The sequence below is a fragment of the Aeromicrobium panaciterrae genome, assembly GCF_031457275.1.
Taxonomy (GTDB): Bacteria; Actinomycetota; Actinomycetes; order Propionibacteriales; family Nocardioidaceae; genus Aeromicrobium; species Aeromicrobium panaciterrae_A.
Genome location: NZ_JAVDWH010000001.1, coordinates 926,884 through 943,558 on the forward strand (window position 1 = coordinate 926,884; position 16,675 = coordinate 943,558).

Sequence of the window (16,675 nt, forward strand, 5' to 3'; positions counted from 1 at the left end):
GTCAAGATTCTTGATGTCGAGATTGTTTTCGGCCCTACCTGGGCATAGATTCGCCGTATGAATGCTGCTGACGCTCTTGTAGCTGGACCGACTCGACAGGCCGAACTGCTGGCCGCGGGCACGCTGACGTCCCGCCAGCTCACGGAAGCTGCTCTCGCAGCCATCGAAGGTGCGAACCCGACGATCAACGCGACTGTTGCCGTGTTCGCTGACGAAGCTCTCGCCGCCGCGGATGCCGCCGACGCCAGGCGGGCGGCGGGGGAGTCGGGACCCTTCCTCGGCATCCCGATCGCCGTCAAGGACGATCTCGACATCGCCGGGAAGCTGACCGGTAAGGGCAGCAACGCGATCTCGACAATCGCGGACCAGGACAGCGATCTCGTGGCCGCACTCAAGGCCGCCGGTGCCGTCATCGTCGCGAAGGCGAGCCTGCCTGAACTCGCGATCTTCGGGTTCACCGAGTCGGACTCCCTCGGCATCACCCGCAATCCCCACAACAACGCGCATACGCCCGGTGGCTCGTCGGGTGGATCGGCTGCTTTGGTCGCCGCTGGTGTCGTCGGCATCGCCACAGCTTCGGACGGCGCGGGGTCGATCCGCATCCCGGCTTCGTCATGCGGACTCGTCGGTTTCAAACCGACCCATCACACGATGCCCAGCTCAGGTGGATGGCACGATTTGTCGACGCAGGGCAGCGTGGCTGCTCGTGTTGCCGACAGTGCTCTGTTTCTCGACACGTTCGGTACGTTCCCGAGCTCGCTCGTCGCTGCTTCAGCCAAGGATCCCGAGCCGCTCAAGATCGGCCTCTCCTACAGCGCTGCTGCTGCCACCAAGGCTCTGCCGCTCGATCCCCGCGTACGGTCCGTGCTCGAGGCTGCAGCCGATACGTTCCGGGCCGCCGGGCACACCGTGACTGAGGTGAAGATCCCGTACAACACTGACTCCAAGTCGCTGACGGTCCGCTACCTCGCCGGTATCCGCGACGCAGCCGATGACACCGACAACCCATCGAAGCTCGAAAAGCGAACGAAGGGCATCGCGCGTCTCGGCCGACCCTTCGGCAAGAAGGCCGTCGACTGGGCGATCCGCAAGGGCGAGGAGTGGGGCGGTGGCGTGCACGACAGGCTCGGCGTCGACGTGTTGCTGACCCCGGTGATGTCCGGGCCCGCGGTGCCAGTCGAGAACTGGAAGGGCAAAGGCCCGCTCCGTACGGTGCTGGCGATGAACTCGTTCTATCCCTACACAGCGCAGTGGAACCACGCTGGGATCCCTGCTGTCTCGATGCCTGCGGGCAAGACCGCTGAGGAAGGTTTGCCACTCGCGATCCAGCTGATCGCCCGCCGCGGCGATGACGCTCGATTGATGTCGCTCGCCGGCCAGTACGAGAGGGCGTCCGTTTGAGCTGGGATCCGTCGCACTATTTGCAGTTCGCGGATGATCGTTCGCGGCCGTTCCTCGACCTCGTCGCGCGTATCCAAGGCGAGCCTCGCTCGATCGTTGACCTCGGCTGCGGGCCCGGGCAACTCACGGCAGTCCTTCGTACGAGATGGCCCGAAGCAACGATCCACGGCGTTGACTCGTCGCCCGAGATGATCGAGCGCGCCAACGCTGACAACCAGGATGGCGCTGCCTCGTACGAAGTCGCTGACGTCGCCACGTGGGCACCCGGCGGCGAAGTCGATGCGATCGTCTCGAATGCGCTGTTCCAGTGGGTGCCCGATCAGCTCGCCGTGATCGAACGCCTCAGCTCTTCCGTCGCGCCGGGCGGCACCTTCGCATTGCAGGTGCCGTTCAACTACACCGGCCCGAGCCACACGCTGCTGCACGAGATTTCGTCGCGCGGTCCGTATGCGAGCCACACCGAAGACCTGCACGGAGATCGCGGAACGCCGCCCGAGGCGTACCTCGAGCTGTTCAGCAATCTCGGCTGGCAGGTCGACGTGTGGGAGACGACGTACCTTCACGTGCTGCACGGTGAGGATGCGGTGTTCGACTGGATCTCGAGCACTGGAGCGCGACCGATCATTCAGGCGTTGCCCGAGGGTCTGCGCGAAGAGTTCGTCGACCAGTACAAAGCTGCACTCCGCGAGGCCTATCCGCACACTGCACACGGCACGGTCTTCCCGTTCGCCCGCGTCTTCGCCGTCGCCAGACAGGCGACCTAGTACCGGTACGCTTGGCTGAGCACGAAACCGATCCCCGGTTGGTCTGTCGGCCAGTAGTGAGGCCGACCGCCCGGCGGGCACAACTCAATCCCCGGTTGGTCTGCCGGCAGGGCCCGCCGCACTTTGAATGCGGATTAGCGACGTAGGTTCGACTCCTACCCGGGGAGCTCAACCAAGGAGATGTGACATCACACGTTCTGAACAGGCAGAGTCTGAGCAGGTAACCGCGATCGTCCTCGCCGCTGGTGCTGGGACGCGGATGAAGTCCGCGCACGCCAAGGTTCTCCACGAGGTTGGTGGCCGCAGCATGATCGAGCACGCGCTGCGCGCCGTCAGCGGTGCAGGTGCCTCGACCCTCGTCGCTGTCGTCGGCCACGAGCGAGACCAGGTCTCCGCGGCAATCGACGCCTTCAGCTCGACGGTCATCCATGCAGTGCAGGAAAATCAGCGCGGCACTGGTCATGCGGTGCAGATCGCTCTCGACGCGCTGGATGAAGCGCCGACCGGCACGGTGCTCGTGACGTACGGCGACGTACCTCTGCTCTCCTCGGAGACCCTGGCCGAACTGCTCGTCGACCATCGCGCTGCCGGTCGCGCCGTCACGATCCTCACGGCCGAGCTCGACGATCCCACCGGCTATGGCCGCATCCTGCGCAATGAGGCGGGAGATGTCACCGCGATCCGCGAGGACAAGGACGCTACTGATGAGCAGCGTGCCGTCCGCGAGATCAACAGCGGAATCGTCGCCGTCGAGGCCGCCTTCCTGGTCGACGCCATCAAGCGTCTCGAATCCAACAACGCGCAGGGCGAGCTCTACCTGACCGACATCGCCGGCCTGGCCTTCGACGAGGGTCGCCCCGTCGGCGCTCACCTGCTCGAAGATGTATGGCAGACCGAAGGCGTCAACGATCGTGCCCAGCTCGCACGCCTAGGCCGCGAGCTCAACCGCCGCCAGACCCAGCACTGGATGAGCGAAGGCGTCACGATCGTCGATCCGGAGACCACGTGGATTGATTCGGCCGTGACACTCGCACCCGACGTCACGCTGATGCCCGGTACGCAGTTGCTCGGCGCCACCGTTGTCGCCGAGGGCGCGACGATCGGCCCGGACACCACACTCCGCAACGTCGAGGTGGGAGCCAACGCAACCGTCATCCGTACGCACGGCTCCGACGCCGTCATTGGCGCAGACGCAACGGTCGGACCCTTCGCGTACCTCCGCCCGGGCACCGAGCTCGGCACCAAGGGCAAGATCGGCGCTTTCGTCGAGACCAAGAACGCTCACATCGGCGACGGCGCCAAGGTGCCGCACCTGTCATACGTCGGCGACGCCGAGATCGGTGAGGGCACCAACATCGGCGCCGGCACGATCTTCGCCAACTACGACGGCGTCAACAAGCACCGCACCACCGTTGGCAAGCACGCCCGTACGGCGTCCAACAATACCTTCGTCGCGCCGGTCGAGATCGGCGATGGCGCGCATACCGGTGCCGGCACGACCGTACGCAAGGACATTCCGCCCGGGGCGCTTGCTGTCAGCAAGGGCGAACAGAGGAACATAGAGGGGTGGGTCGAGCAGAATCGACCTGACACCACCTCCGCCCAGGCAGCGCGTGACGCAAAGAAGGACGACTCAGATGGCGAGTAGCATCTCGAAGCGCGCACCCACCAAGAACCTGATGCTGTTCTCGGGTCGCGCGCATCCCGTGCTCGCACAGGAAGTCGCTGACCTCCTCCAGATCGATCTCGTGCCGACGACGGCATACGACTTCGCCAACGGCGAGATCTACGTCCGCTTCGAAGAGTCCGTACGTGGCTGCGATGCGTTCATCATGCAGAGCCACGCGCAGCCCATCAACGACGCGATCATGGAGCAGCTGCTCATGATCGACGCGCTCAAGCGCGCTTCGGCCAAGCGCATCACCGTGATCCTGCCGTTCTACGGCTACGCCCGTCAGGACAAGAAGCACCTGGGCCGCGAACCCATCTCCGCCCGCCTGATGGCTGACCTGTTCCTCGCGTCCGGCGCCGACCGACTCATGACGGTCGACCTCCACACCGCTCAGATCCAGGGCTTCTTCGACGGCCCCGTTGACCACCTGCTGGCAATGCCAATCCTCACGCGCTACGTGAAGAAGAAGTACGGCAAGAAGCCGCTCGCCGTGGTCTCGCCTGACGCCGGTCGCATCAAGGTGGCCGAGTCGTGGGCCTCTGCCCTCGGTGAAGCGCCGCTGGCATTCATCCACAAGACTCGTGACGAGACCAAGCCCAATGAGACCAAGGCCAACCGCGTCGTCGGTGAGGTCGAGGGTCGCGTATGCATTCTGGTCGACGACCTCATCGACACCGGCGGAACGATTGTCCAGGCCGCCGAAGCACTGATGGCGGACGGTGCCGAGGATGTCGTGATCGTCGCAACGCATGCGGTGTTCTCCGGTCCTGCCGTTGATCGCCTCAAGAACTCGACAGCGTGCGAAGTCATCGTCACCAACACGCTGCCGTTGTCGGATGACCAGCGCTTCGACAAGCTCACGGTTCTCTCGATCGCCCCGCTGCTTGCGCAGGCCACCGCCGCGGTGTTCGAAGACGGCTCAGTCACCAGCCTCTTCAAGAACTAGTCACCCCGAGGCGCGTACCGCGTCATACTGAGCGGCATGAAGCGCGGAGCCATCATTGGCGCAATCACCGGCGGTGTCCTCGGCGTCATCCTGGGCATCTGCATCGTGTGGATCGGGCTGGTCTTTGACGACAGCCCCGACGGCATTGCGCCGTTGATCATGTTCGGTCTTTTCGCCGCGCTCATGATGACGGGCTTCGTCGCCACGGTCGGCGCTGTCGTTGGCGCGCTGGCAAAGGCGATCAGCAAGGCCTGACTCGAATTGGGCCGAGGGCGCTCGCTGCGATAAGATCGCTGAGTTGCCTCGGCGAGGGTTCTTCGGAACCGTGATCGACAGGGCGCTCCACAGGAGTGCTGTGTTGAGCGCCTGCCTGGGCAGCCACCAACTTCGCAACCACAACGCATTGAAACGAGAAACTCTTCATGGCTGAGATCAAGATCGCCGCCGAGGCACGCACAGAGTTCGGCAAGGGCGCGGCCCGCCGCATCCGTCGTGCTGACAACGTCCCGGCCGTCCTTTATGGACACGGCTCCGACCCCGTGCACGTCACGCTTCCGGGTCACCAGCTCATGTTGGCTCTCAAGAACTCCAACGCGCTGCTGACGATCGACCTGGGCACCGAACAGCACCTCGCGATCCCCAAGCAGGTCCAGCGCGACCCGATTCGTGGCTTCATCGAGCACGCAGACCTCCTGATCGTCCGCAAGGGCGAGAAGGTCACGGTCGACGTCCGCATCCACGTGGTCGGCGAGGCGATCGGTGGCACGCTGGTCGTGCAGGAGAACAACACCATCGCCGTCGAGGCAGAGGCGACGCACATCCCCGAGTCCTTCGAGGTCTCGATCCAGGGACTCGACGTCGGCGCCCAGATTCACGCCAGCGACATCGAGCTGCCGTCCGGTTCGACCCTCGCAGTCGACCCCGAGCTCCTCATCGTCAACATCACCGCCGCACCCACCGAGGCTCAGCTCGAGGCAGAGCTTGCCGAGGCTGAGGCTGAGGCCGGCATCGAGCACGACGCTCCCGAAGGTGAGGGCGACGCCCCAGCTGAGGGCGACGCCGAGGCTTCGTCCGAGGGCGATGCGGCGGAGTCTTCCGAGTCAGAGTGACCTGGTTGATCGTCGGGCTCGGCAATCCGGGCTCGACGTACGCCGCCACCCGCCACAACGTCGGGTACTTCGTGAACGACGTACTCGCGGAGCGGGTCGGCGGTTCGTGGAAGAAGCACAAGTCCGGCCTTGCCGACGTCATCGAGGGTCACCTCGCTGGTGAACGAGTCGTGCTCGGGCGCTCGCGTTCCTACATGAACGAGAGCGGCGGGCCTGTGTCGGCGTTGGCCAAGTTCTACGACGTCCAGCCCGATCACGTCATCGTGATCCACGATGAGCTCGACATCGACTTCGGCATGCTGCGCATCAAGTTCGGTGGCGGCGACAACGGCCATAACGGCCTGAAGTCGATCCGCCAGTCGCTCGACACGGGCGACTTCAATCGCGTACGCGTCGGCATCGGTCGTCCGCAGGGACGTCAGAGCGTGCATGACTTCGTGCTCAAGCCGTTCTCAACTGCTGAGCGGAAGGACGTGCCCACGTACGTCGAGGAAGCCGCCGACGCGATCGAAAGCCTCATCACGCGGGGACTAGAACCCACCCAGAGTGCGTTCAACCGGTAGATGACACGGCTCCTAAAATGACGTTGCCCAAACTCGCGACCCTGGTCGCCGCAGAGCCCACCGTCGCTGGTGCTCTCGCTGACCGTGCTGGCGGACTTGCCGAGCTTGACCTCCAGGCGCCGGAGCCGCTGCGCCCGTTCCTCACCCAAGCGCTGGCCACCCAGTCGACGGTCCTTGCTGTCACGGCGACTGCTCGTGAAGGCGAGGATCTTGTCGCCCAGCTCGGCGAGCTGCTCGGCAAGGACGCTGTCGTCTACTTCCCGGCTTGGGAGACGCTTCCCCATGAGCGTCTGTCGCCGCGCTCGGACACGGTCGGCCGCCGCCTGGCTGTACTGCGTCGCCTCGTTCACCCGACGAAGGCGAGCGAGCTCGACTCCGAGACCGCGACCGGACCGATCAGGGTCATCGTCGCTCCCGTGCGTTCGCTGCTCCAGCCGCAGGCCAAGGGTCTCGCCGATCTTGAACCCGTTGAGCTTCACAAGGGCGACGAGCTGGGCCTCGACGCAACGGTTGAAGCGCTGGCGGCTGCGGCCTATTCACGCGTTGACCTGGTCGAACGCCGCGGTGAGTTCGCCGTACGCGGGGGCATCATCGACGTCTTTCCGCCGACTGAGGATCACCCGCTCCGCATTGAGTTCTTCGGTGATGAGGTCGATGAGATCCGCCGCTTCGCGGTCGCTGACCAGCGCACGCTCGAAGAGGTCACCCACGTATGGGCTCCGCCCTGCCGCGAGCTGCTGCTGACCGGTGAGGTCCGCGTACGGGCTTCGGAGCTTGCGGAGCGTCACCCGCGAATGGCCGAGATATTCACCAAGCTCGCTGAGGGTCACGCAGTTGAAGGCATGGAGTCGCTGACTCCGGTCCTCACTGACGAGATGGAACTGCTTGTCGATCTGCTGCCGGAGAAGTCGGCGATCCTGCTCTGCGACCCTGAGCGCATCCGCGCCCGTGCCGCCGACCTCGTCGCCACGAGCGAAGAGTTCCTGCAGGCGTCTTGGGCTGCCGCAGCAAGCGGTGGCGAGGCGCCGATCGACCTCGGCTCGGCGGCCTTCCGCACGCTCGACGACGTACGACTTGAGACGCTCGGCCTCGGCCACACCTGGTTCACCATCTCTCCGTTCGGTCTGGACGTTGACGAGAAGTCGCGCAGTGTCGATATGGAGGCCGCTGCGGCATACCGCGGTGACACCACAGCGGCACTGACCGACATTCGTACGTGGGTCGCCGCTGGCATGAAGGTCGTCTTCGTCGCACCGGCTCACGGACAGGCACAGCGCGCGGTTGAGTGGCTAGCCGAGAACGACGTGCCGGCATCGCTCGACGACGAGGTCACAGCGCCCTCGCCGGGCGTCGTGCAGATCATCCTTGGCGAGCTTGACCACGGCTTCGTGTCGACACCGCTGCAGCTTGCCGTGATGACGTACGACGACCTCGTCGGCCAGCGCGCGGCAGACCGTACCGAGCGCAAGATGCCGTCGCGCCGACGCAAGCAGGTCGACCCGCTTGAGCTGGCGACCGGCGATCACGTCGTGCACGAGCAGCACGGTGTCGGCCGCTACGTCGAGCTCATGCAGCGCGTCGTGCAGGGCGCGGCCCGCGAATACCTCGTCATTGAGTACGCACCCTCCAAGCGTGGGCATCCCGCCGACCGGCTATTCGTACCGATGGACCAGCTCGACCAGATCAGTCGCTACGTCGGTGGCGAGTCACCGTCGCTCGACAAGCTCGGCGGCGCCGACTGGACCAGTCGCAAGAACAAGGCCCGCAAGGCCGTACGACAGATCGCCGGTGAGCTGATCAAGCTCTACGCCGCACGTCAGGCGACCAAGGGTCACGCGTTTGGGCCGGACACCCCGTGGCAGGCCGAGCTCGAGGACGCGTTCGCGTTCGTCGAGACGCCCGACCAGATGGTGACGATCGACGAGGTCAAGCGCGACATGGAGCGCACCGTCCCGATGGATCGTCTGGTCTGCGGCGATGTGGGCTACGGCAAGACCGAGATCGCCGTACGCGCTGCGTTCAAGGCAATCCAGGACGGCAAGCAGGTCATCCTGCTCGTACCGACAACGCTTTTGGTGCAGCAGCACTATGCGACCTTCGCCGAGCGATTCGGCCAGTTCCCAGTGACCATCAGGCCGCTCTCGCGGTTCCAGTCCGACAAGGAGTCGAAGGAGACCCTCGAAGGCTTGGCGAACGGCACGATCGACCTGGTCATCGGCACACATCGCCTGCTGCAACCCGGCGTCAAGATCAAGGACCTCGGTCTCGTCATCGTCGATGAGGAGCAGCGCTTCGGCGTCGAGCACAAGGAAGCCCTCAAGATGCTGCGCGCTGCCGTCGACGTGCTGTCGATGTCGGCCACGCCGATCCCGCGAACCCTCGAGATGGCGATCACCGGAATCCGCGAGATGTCGACGATCGCGACGCCTCCGGAGGAGCGCCACCCGGTGCTGTCGTTTGTCGGCGCGTACGAGGACGGCCAGATCATCGCCGCCATCCGTCGCGAGCTGCTCCGCGAGGGCCAGGTGTTCTACATCCACAACCGAGTGCAGAGCATCGACAAGGCTGTCGCCAACATCAAGCGGCTCGTGCCCGAGGCGCGCGTCGCTTCCGCACATGGCCAGATGGGTGAGCACCAGCTTGAGCAGGTGATGGTCGACTTCTGGGAGAAGCGCATCGACGTGCTCGTCTGCACCACGATCGTCGAGTCGGGCCTGGACGTCTCCAACGCCAACACGATGATCATCGAGCGCGCCGACACCCTCGGCCTGTCGCAGCTTCACCAGTTGCGCGGCCGCGTCGGTCGATCGCGAGAGCGTGCGTACGCGTACTTCCTCTACCCACCCGAGAAGCCGCTGACGGAGACTGCTCACGATCGACTCACCACCATCGCCCAGCACTCCGAGCTCGGCGGCGGTATGGCTGTGGCGATGAAGGACCTCGAGATCCGCGGCGCCGGCAACCTGCTCGGTGGCGAGCAGTCGGGCCACATCGCCGATGTTGGCTTTGACCTGTACGTACGACTCGTCGGCGAAGCGGTCGCCGAGTTCCGCGGCGACGCTTCGCCCGAGCGCGAGGTCAAGATCGAGCTGCCCATCGAGGCGCACTTGCCGCATGACTACGTACAGAGCGAGCGCCTGCGCCTCGAGATGTACAAGCGCCTGGCTGACGTACGCGTACTCACCGAAGTCGATGAGCTGCGCGCCGAGCTGGTCGACCGCTACGGCGAACCGCCGGAGGCCGTAGACGTACTTCTGGAGGTGGCGCGACTTCGCGTACGCGTGCGCGATGCCGGAATCGCCGAGGTCACCTCGGCCGGACCCAACATTCGTTTCGCGCCGCTCAAACTGCCTGACTCAGCGCAGATGCGACTGTCGCGGGTCTACCCGCGCAGTACCTACAAGGTTGCCGCCGAGATCGCGCTCGTACCGCGACCCAAGACGGCGCCGATCGGTGGCGAACCGCTGCGCGATCGCGAACTGCTCGAGTGGACTCGTACAGTCATCGACACCTTGGTGCCGGCCGAAGCGCCCGCAACCGCTTAAGCGGATTCCTCGCGGAGCCTGGGCTCCGTTGCGTTCTGGGGGCGGATGCCGTGCTTGTCGGCGAAGAACTCGCGGACGATGTCCATGTCGGCCCCTACGTCATCGGACGCGTGGAAGGTGGGCCCGAATCCCATCCTCTTGGTCGGCGGGTCAAAGAACGCCAGCGTGATGGGCAGGCCAGTCTCCTTCGACAGCCGCAGGAAGCCTGACTTCCAGTACTCGCCCTTACCGCGGGTGCCTTCGGCCGCGATGATCAGCCGGAACGGCTTGCCGGTGCCAGCCTCGGCCACCAGATCCTTCACGACGGTGCTTGCGTTGTCGCGGTCGAGCGGGACTCCGCCGAATGCCTTGAGCACCCAGCCGAGCGGGCCTTTGAAGAGCTGCTTCTTCACCAGGACGCGAGGGTGCTCGCCGCCGTGCCACATCACGAGCAGCATCGTGATGAAGTCCCAGTTCGACGTATGAGGTGCGCCGACGAGGATCCCCGTCTGCGGCACCTCGCCGACCATCTTGTAGCCCATCAGGCGTACAACCGTCCGGGCCAAACCCTTGCGCATCATGGCGCAACCCTAGGGGAGAGCATGTGCGGCCTCCGCAGGCATGTGGCCGTGGGTAATCTGTGGGCATGCTCAACCGCGCACGCGCAGCTGTCCTCATCGTCGCCGCTCTGACGCTCGCCTCATGCGGGAGCATTCATCCCGGTGATGCAGCCGTCGTCGACGATCATTCGATCTCCATGACGAAGTTCGACAAGACGGCGCGCATCTACTGCAAGCTCACCCTGCTGTCCGCCCAGGAACAGGGCATGGCGTCGGTTCCCAATGCGGACGTTCGGCGCCAGACGATCTCCGATCTGGTCACGATTTACGTGGCGCGTGACCTCGCCAAGGAAAAGGGCGTCTCGGTCGACAAGAAGCAGTACGAGTTGTCGGGAGACCAGGTCAAGGAAGTCGGAACAGCGTTCCCCAAGGGCGACGACGCGGAGCATGTCGAGTTTGCGATTGAGAACTCCCAGGAGATTGCCGCGATCGCCGTGGCTCTCGCGGAGAAGTCGACCGGCGTCACGGCCACCAACGAGAACTCGAGCCAGCTGGCCGAAGCGGGCCACGCAGCGATCATCGCGGCGTTCAAGGACCACGACGTGAAGTTCGCGCCTCGATTCGGCCTGAGCAGTAGCTTGAAGGAACTCGGCCCGACTGGATCCCTGTCGGTGCCCGAAACGGACGGTCCGGCTGAGGACCAGCTTCCGGCAGACCAGCGCTGCGCCTGATGCGCATTGTCGTGCTGAGCCCTCGGGTCGCTCCGGGCATTCTGACGCTCGCGACCTGGGACGCTTTGCGCGAGGCATCTCGCGTGGTCGCCACCGAGAAGGATCTGCACGTACACGCGATCATCGCGTCGGGCATTGACGTCGAGATCTCCAGCGACGCGCCTACGCTTGAATCAAACACCGTCGTTGATGGTGTCGTATGGATCGCACCAACAGGTGACGCGGAATGGGCGCGTACGGTCGCCGACGACCTGATGTCTGGTGACGAGGTCGGCAAGGTCGAGGTCATCTTCGGCTCGTACGACGTGCCCGGCGCGAGCGTGATCGACCTGGTTGAAGTGATGGATCGGCTTCGCCGCGAGTGCCCGTGGACTGCCGAGCAAACTCACGCCACCCTGGCTCCATACGTGCTGGAGGAGGCGCAAGAGACGTTTGAGGCGCTGCAGTCGGGGGACTCAGACCATTTGCGCGAAGAGCTGGGTGACCTCTTGATGCAGGTCGTGTTCCACGCCCGCATTGCTGAGGAAGCGGAAGGCTGGGATGTCGACGACGTCACGGCCGGCATTACCGCCAAGCTCGTGCGACGCAATCCGCACGTGTTCGCGCCCGAGACGCTCGACCACCTCCCGACCACGTCAGCAGAGATCGACGCGCAGTGGCAGCGAATCAAACAGCAAGAGCGTTCAGGCGAGATCTCGCCTCTCCACGATCACTGACGCCGTCAGCCCGGGCGAGGCAATCTCCGCCAGGATTTGGCGACGACTAGGCTGATCCCTGCACGATCAATCGCTATCGAGGAGCAGTCTTGGCACGCATCGACGCCGTCGGCGCACGGGAAATCTTGGATTCACGGGGCAACCCGACCGTCGAGGTCGAGGTTGCACTCGACGATGGAACGATCGGCCGCGCGGCAGTGCCCTCCGGCGCATCGACGGGTGCCTTCGAGGCCGTCGAGCTCCGCGACGGCGGCAAGCGCTACCTCGGCAAGGGCGTCCTCAAGGCCGTTGCCGGTGTCAACGACAAGATCGGCCCGGCCCTCAAGGGCTTCGAGGCTGACGACCAGCGCGAGATCGACCTCGCGATGCTCGAGCTCGACGGCACCCCCAACAAGGCCAAACTTGGCGCCAACGCGATCCTCGGCGTCTCGCTCGCGGTTGCGAAGGCTGCAGCCGACTCCGCCAAGCTCCCGCTGTTCCGGTACGTCGGCGGCCCCAACGCGCACGTGCTGCCCGTTCCGATGATGAACATCCTCAACGGCGGCTCGCACGCTGACTCCAACGTCGACATCCAGGAGTTCATGATCGCGCCGATCGGCGCCGGATCGTTCTCCGAGGCGCTGCAGCAGGGCGCCGAGGTCTACCACTCGCTCAAGGCGGTCCTCAACAAGGAAGGCCTCTCCACGGGCCTTGGCGACGAGGGTGGCTTCGCTCCCAACCTCGACTCCAACCGTGCCGCGCTGGAACTCATCGCTGTCGCTGTCGAGGCGGCTGGCCTGAAGGTTGGCACCGACATCGCGTTCGCACTCGACGTCGCTGCGTCTGAGTTCTTCGACGCTGGCTCCTACACGTTCGAAGGCACGAAGACCTCGGCCGAGGAGATGTCCGCCTACTACGCCAAGCTCGCGGCCGACTTCCCGATCGTGTCGATCGAGGACCCGCTCGACGAAGACGACTGGGCTGGCTGGACGACGCTGACGACTGACATAGGTGATTCCGTGCAGATCGTCGGTGACGACCTGTTCGTCACCAACGTCGAGCGCCTCACCCGCGGCATCTCCGAGGGTGCTGCCAACGCGCTGCTGGTGAAGGTCAACCAGATCGGCTCGCTCACTGAGACCCTCGACTCGGTCGACCTCGCTCACCGTCACGGCTTCTCCTGCATGATGAGCCACCGCTCGGGCGAGACCGAGGACACCACGATCGCCGACCTCGCCGTCGCGACCAACTGCGGGCAGATCAAGACTGGTGCTCCGGCTCGATCCGACCGGGTGGCCAAGTACAACCAGCTGCTGCGCATTGAAGAGCTCCTCGGATCGGCTGCTGAGTACGCCGGCGCCTCCGCCTTCCCGCGGTTGGCTGTCTGACCCATGGCCACAGGTGGACCACGCGGTCCCGGACGGAAGCCGCCCAAGCGCGAGCCGTCTGGGTCATCGCGTGGGCGCAAGACCACCAGCGCACGAGCGTCTGCTGCAGCCAAGAAGCCCGTCAGCTCGGGCAGTGGCCCGCAGTTGACGACACGTGCGATCGTCCTGCTGTCGGTCGTCCTGCTGCTTGTCGCCTCCTACACCTCGACGCTGCATGCGTGGTGGGAGCAGCGCGGTGACATCCAGTCGAGCAAGGCAGAGATCGTGATGCGCAAGCAGGCGATCGCCGACCTCGAGGACGAGAAGGATCGTTGGAACGATCCTGCCTACGTGAAACAGCAGGCGCGTTCGCGCTTTGGTTGGGTCATGCCCGGAGAGGTCGGCTACCGAGTCATCGGCACGGACGGCAAGGTACGCGGAGACGTACCGACTCTGGACGAGCCGCCAGCGGCCACCACGCCGCAGTGGTACGACAAGCTCTGGGGCAGCGTGAAGCAGTCCGGAAAGACACCCAAGGCCGTGAAGACCGAAGATCCCAACGCAGTGATCAAGAAGCAATGACGATCGATCAATCCGACCTCGACGCGATCGAGGAGCAGCTCGGCCGTACGCCCCGCGGGATCCTCGAGATCGCCTCGCGGTGTCCGTCCGGCCACCCCAACGTCGTCAAGACCGAGCCCCGGCTCGATGACGGGACCCCGTTCCCGACCATGTTCTATCTGACCTGCGATCGGCTGGCCGCCGAAATCGGCACCCTCGAGGCCTCTGGTCTGATGCGGGAAATGACCGAACGGATCGCGGAGGACGAGGAGCTCGCTGCCCACTACCAACGAGCCCACGACTCCTACCTCGCCGAGCGCGAGGCTATCGGCCACGTACCCGAGATCGACGGCATCACCGCTGGTGGGATGCCCACGCGCGTGAAGTGCCTCCACGTCCTGGTCGGTCACTCGCTCGCGAAGGGTCCGGGGGTCAACCCGCTCGGCGACGAAGCGCTCGTGCTGCTCGGTGACTGGTGGAGCGGAAACAGCTGCGGTCCCGTGGCAGATGACTGAACCGCGGGTCAGGGTTGCCGCCTTCGACTGCGGCACCAACTCGATCAGGCTGCTGATCTGCGACCTGCAAGGTGACACAAAGACCGATCACCTCCGTGAGATGAAGATCGTTCGCCTCGGCCAGGACGTCGATCGCACCGGTCGCCTCGCGGATGAAGCGATCGGCCGTACGTTGAGTGCCACCCGCGACTTTGCCGAGCTGATCCCGCTGCTCGGGGTCGAACGGATCGTCTTCTGCGCGACTTCGGCCGTACGCGACGCGGAGAACGGCGAAGCATTCTGCGATGCAGTTGAGGGGATTCTCGGTGTGCGGCCGATCGTTCTCGATGGCGCGGCCGAGGCGCGGGCAACATTCCTGGGCGCGACCCGCGAGCTTCCTCCCAAACGGTCTCTCGTCGTCGACATCGGGGGAGGGTCGACCGAGGTCGTGATCGGCGCTGGCTCGGAGCTGGAGTCTGGGGTGTCGCTCGACATCGGCTCGGTGCGTCTCACCGAGCGCTTCCTGCGCAACGATCCGCCGACCCTTGACGAGATGGCCGAGTGCATCGCTTACGTCGACTCGCTCATTGCACCGATCGCCACGTTCGCGCCGGTCGAGCGGTTTGTCGGCGTCGCCGGCACCATCACCACCGTCGTCGCCCATGCACTAAACCTCGACGCGTACGACTCCGGTGTCATTCATGGCGCCGAGCTCACCCACGACATGCTCCGTAAGGCATGCCACGAGCTGACGGGCATGTCGGTCGCCGACCGTCGCGAGCTGCCGTTCATGCACCCTGGACGTGCCGACGTCATCGGCGGGGGCGCGCTGATTCTCCACCGCATTCTCGAGCTGCTGCCTTTCGACACCGAGACGATGGTCGCCAGCGAGCAGGACATCCTCGACGGCATCGCCTGGATGGCTGTCGAGCCGCCGTTAGGCTGAGCCTCGCTCCCGTAGCCCAATTGGCAGAGGCAGACGACTTAAAATCGTCAAAGTGTGGGTTCGACCCCCACCGGGAGCACTACTTAGGCGTCTTGGACGGCCACGGCGACGAGAGCGATGTCGTCGCTGGCAATGCCGTCCTGGAACTCGAGAACGTCTGCGAGCACGCCGTTGACCATCAGCTCGGGAGTGCGCGCATGCGTACGAGCCGACTCCCGCAGGCGCTCATCGCCGAAGAACGACGACCCGCGCCGGCCCTCGCTTGAACCGTCGGTGTGCAGCAGCAGGGCGTCACCGGGAAGCAGCGGGAACGTCGTCGACGCGTAGGCCGCGTCGTCGAATACGCCCATCAGTGAGCCCGGCTCGAATGGCACGTCGGTGATCTCGCCACCGCGTACGAGCAGCGGGGGAGCGTGACCGCCGGCCGCCATGGAGATGGTCCAGTCGCCGCCGCTGCGAGTGAGTCGGATGAGGATGACAGTGCAGAACCGGTCGTCGTCACGGCTCTCCAGCATGACGGCGTTCAGCGTATGGAGTGCGCGTGCCGGATCGGCCTCCATGACCGTCACGGCGCGCAGGGTGTGGCGTACGAGCGAGGTCACGACCGCTGCGCGTACGCCCTTGCCACAGACATCACCGAGTACGACGACCCAGTCGTCGGGGCTGACCTGGAACACGTCGTAGAAGTCACCGCCAATCTGCGAACCGTCGCCGGCAGGACGGTAGACGGCCGCGAGCCCCAGTCCCGGGATGGACGGAAGGGCCGGAGGTAGAAGGGTGTCTTGGAGCGTCCGGGCGAGATCGACAGCCTGCTCCTGGGCAACCTCGGCTCGGTGTCGCGCGAGGACCAGCTCGCGTTCGTACTCGCGCCGCTCGGTGGCATCCATCACCGCAAGCCGGATCAGCCGGGGCGAGCCGTCTTCGTGCCGCGCAAGAGTCGCGTTGACCAGCACCGAGAGTGTCCCCTCCGAAGCCGTACGAACGTCGAGCGCGATCTCGCGCACCTCGCCCTGACGGTTGAGCAGGGGAACGAGCTGCGTCTCGTAGTACTCCTTGCCATCCGAACGAAGCAGGTCAGGGAAGTGGCGACGGTCGATCAAGTCGTCGCGAGTGTGACCAGTCCAGCGCAGGAACGTCTGGTTGACCTTGACGATGACTCCGTCCGGCGCGACGGTCAGGTAGCCGACCGGCGCGTGCTGATAGAGCAGCTCGGCGTCGTCGTCCCGCAACTGCTCATATCCAGCAGCCCACTCGCCAGCGGTGTGCATCATGCTCAAAACGTAACCCGCTGGTGGTCCGTTCGTGCCAGGAGGCCCACGTTGAACGGCATACTTGGTGCCAA

At 65.0% G+C, this 16,675-nt stretch carries 16 protein-coding genes and 2 tRNA genes; 16 read left to right on the top strand and 2 right to left on the bottom strand.

Going from position 1 to position 16,675, the window contains the following annotated elements; genetic code table 11:
- Window positions 1-57: 57 nt before the first annotated feature.
- The 9 genes from J2X11_RS04825 to mfd all read left to right on the top strand — a co-directional run bounded on the left by J2X11_RS04825 (window position 58) and on the right by mfd (window position 10,000).
- Entirely contained in the window at window positions 58-1,401 is a 1,344-nt protein-coding gene (locus J2X11_RS04825; protein WP_309967281.1) for an amidase, read from the top strand.
- Window positions 1,398-2,165: a methyltransferase domain-containing protein gene (locus J2X11_RS04830; RefSeq protein ID WP_309967283.1), complete on the top strand. Its 768-nt coding sequence runs from the start codon at window positions 1,398-1,400 to the stop codon at window positions 2,163-2,165. The genes J2X11_RS04825 and J2X11_RS04830 overlap by 4 nt, the downstream gene beginning before the upstream one ends.
- Window positions 2,166-2,253: 88 nt before the next feature.
- A tRNA-Gln gene (locus J2X11_RS04835) sits at window positions 2,254-2,332 on the top strand.
- Complete coding sequence (gene glmU / locus J2X11_RS04840) at window positions 2,293-3,813, top strand: bifunctional UDP-N-acetylglucosamine diphosphorylase/glucosamine-1-phosphate N-acetyltransferase GlmU (RefSeq protein ID WP_396127869.1); 1,521 nt, start codon at window positions 2,293-2,295, stop codon at window positions 3,811-3,813. The genes J2X11_RS04835 and glmU overlap by 40 nt, the downstream gene beginning before the upstream one ends.
- A complete protein-coding gene (locus J2X11_RS04845) occupies window positions 3,803-4,783 on the top strand; it encodes a ribose-phosphate diphosphokinase (RefSeq protein WP_309967285.1) in 981 nt (326 codons plus the stop codon). The genes glmU and J2X11_RS04845 overlap by 11 nt, the downstream gene beginning before the upstream one ends.
- Window positions 4,784-4,819: 36 nt before the next feature.
- Entirely contained in the window at window positions 4,820-5,038 is a 219-nt protein-coding gene (locus J2X11_RS04850) for a co-chaperone DjlA (protein WP_309967287.1), read from the top strand.
- A 167-nt stretch (window positions 5,039-5,205) separates the two neighbouring features.
- Window positions 5,206-5,892 carry a 50S ribosomal protein L25/general stress protein Ctc gene (locus tag J2X11_RS04855; RefSeq protein WP_309967289.1) on the top strand — a complete coding sequence of 229 codons (687 nt, stop codon included), beginning with the start codon at window positions 5,206-5,208 and terminating at the stop codon, window positions 5,890-5,892.
- Window positions 5,889-6,455: an aminoacyl-tRNA hydrolase gene (gene pth / locus J2X11_RS04860; protein ID WP_309967291.1), complete on the top strand. Its 567-nt coding sequence runs from the start codon at window positions 5,889-5,891 to the stop codon at window positions 6,453-6,455. The genes J2X11_RS04855 and pth overlap by 4 nt, the downstream gene beginning before the upstream one ends.
- A 17-nt stretch (window positions 6,456-6,472) precedes the next feature.
- Window positions 6,473-10,000, top strand: coding sequence for a transcription-repair coupling factor (mfd, locus tag J2X11_RS04865; RefSeq protein ID WP_309967294.1), 3,528 nt, complete (start codon window positions 6,473-6,475; stop codon window positions 9,998-10,000).
- Here mfd and J2X11_RS04870 read toward each other — a convergent pair.
- The gene (locus J2X11_RS04870) at window positions 9,997-10,560 is read right to left on the bottom strand and encodes a 1-acyl-sn-glycerol-3-phosphate acyltransferase (RefSeq protein ID WP_309967296.1); all 564 of its coding nucleotides are present in this window, start codon (window positions 10,558-10,560) and stop codon (window positions 9,997-9,999) included. The two genes, mfd and J2X11_RS04870, sit on opposite strands and share 4 nt — an antisense overlap.
- A 65-nt stretch (window positions 10,561-10,625) precedes the next feature.
- Here J2X11_RS04870 and J2X11_RS04875 point away from each other — a divergent pair, with 65 nt between their 5' ends.
- The 7 genes from J2X11_RS04875 (at window position 10,626) to J2X11_RS04905 (ending at window position 15,412) form a co-directional block, all read left to right on the top strand.
- Window positions 10,626-11,270, top strand: a complete 645-nt coding sequence (locus tag J2X11_RS04875) for a SurA N-terminal domain-containing protein (RefSeq protein WP_309967298.1) — start codon at window positions 10,626-10,628, stop codon at window positions 11,268-11,270.
- A complete protein-coding gene (locus J2X11_RS04880) occupies window positions 11,270-11,986 on the top strand; it encodes a nucleoside triphosphate pyrophosphohydrolase (protein ID WP_309967301.1) in 717 nt (238 codons plus the stop codon). The genes J2X11_RS04875 and J2X11_RS04880 overlap by 1 nt, the downstream gene beginning before the upstream one ends.
- 89 nt (window positions 11,987-12,075) lie before the next feature.
- Window positions 12,076-13,353, top strand: a complete 1,278-nt coding sequence (gene eno / locus J2X11_RS04885) for a phosphopyruvate hydratase (RefSeq protein WP_309967305.1) — start codon at window positions 12,076-12,078, stop codon at window positions 13,351-13,353.
- 3 nt (window positions 13,354-13,356) lie between these two features.
- The gene (locus tag J2X11_RS04890; protein WP_309967308.1) at window positions 13,357-13,914 is read left to right on the top strand and encodes an FtsB family cell division protein; all 558 of its coding nucleotides are present in this window, start codon (window positions 13,357-13,359) and stop codon (window positions 13,912-13,914) included.
- Entirely contained in the window at window positions 13,911-14,408 is a 498-nt protein-coding gene (locus J2X11_RS04895) for a DUF501 domain-containing protein (protein ID WP_309967311.1), read from the top strand. The genes J2X11_RS04890 and J2X11_RS04895 overlap by 4 nt, the downstream gene beginning before the upstream one ends.
- On the top strand, window positions 14,401-15,333 hold the full coding sequence (locus J2X11_RS04900; protein WP_309967314.1) for a Ppx/GppA phosphatase family protein: 933 nt from the start codon (window positions 14,401-14,403) through the stop codon (window positions 15,331-15,333). Before J2X11_RS04895 ends, J2X11_RS04900 begins: the two co-directional genes overlap by 8 nt.
- Before the next feature lie 5 nt (window positions 15,334-15,338).
- Window positions 15,339-15,412, top strand: a tRNA-Leu gene (locus J2X11_RS04905).
- A gap of 4 nt (window positions 15,413-15,416) precedes the next feature.
- On the opposite strand, the gene J2X11_RS04910 is transcribed toward J2X11_RS04905, so the two are convergent.
- On the bottom strand, window positions 15,417-16,604 hold the full coding sequence (locus J2X11_RS04910; protein ID WP_309967318.1) for a PP2C family protein-serine/threonine phosphatase: 1,188 nt from the start codon (window positions 16,602-16,604) through the stop codon (window positions 15,417-15,419).
- Window positions 16,605-16,675: the final 71 nt, after the last annotated feature.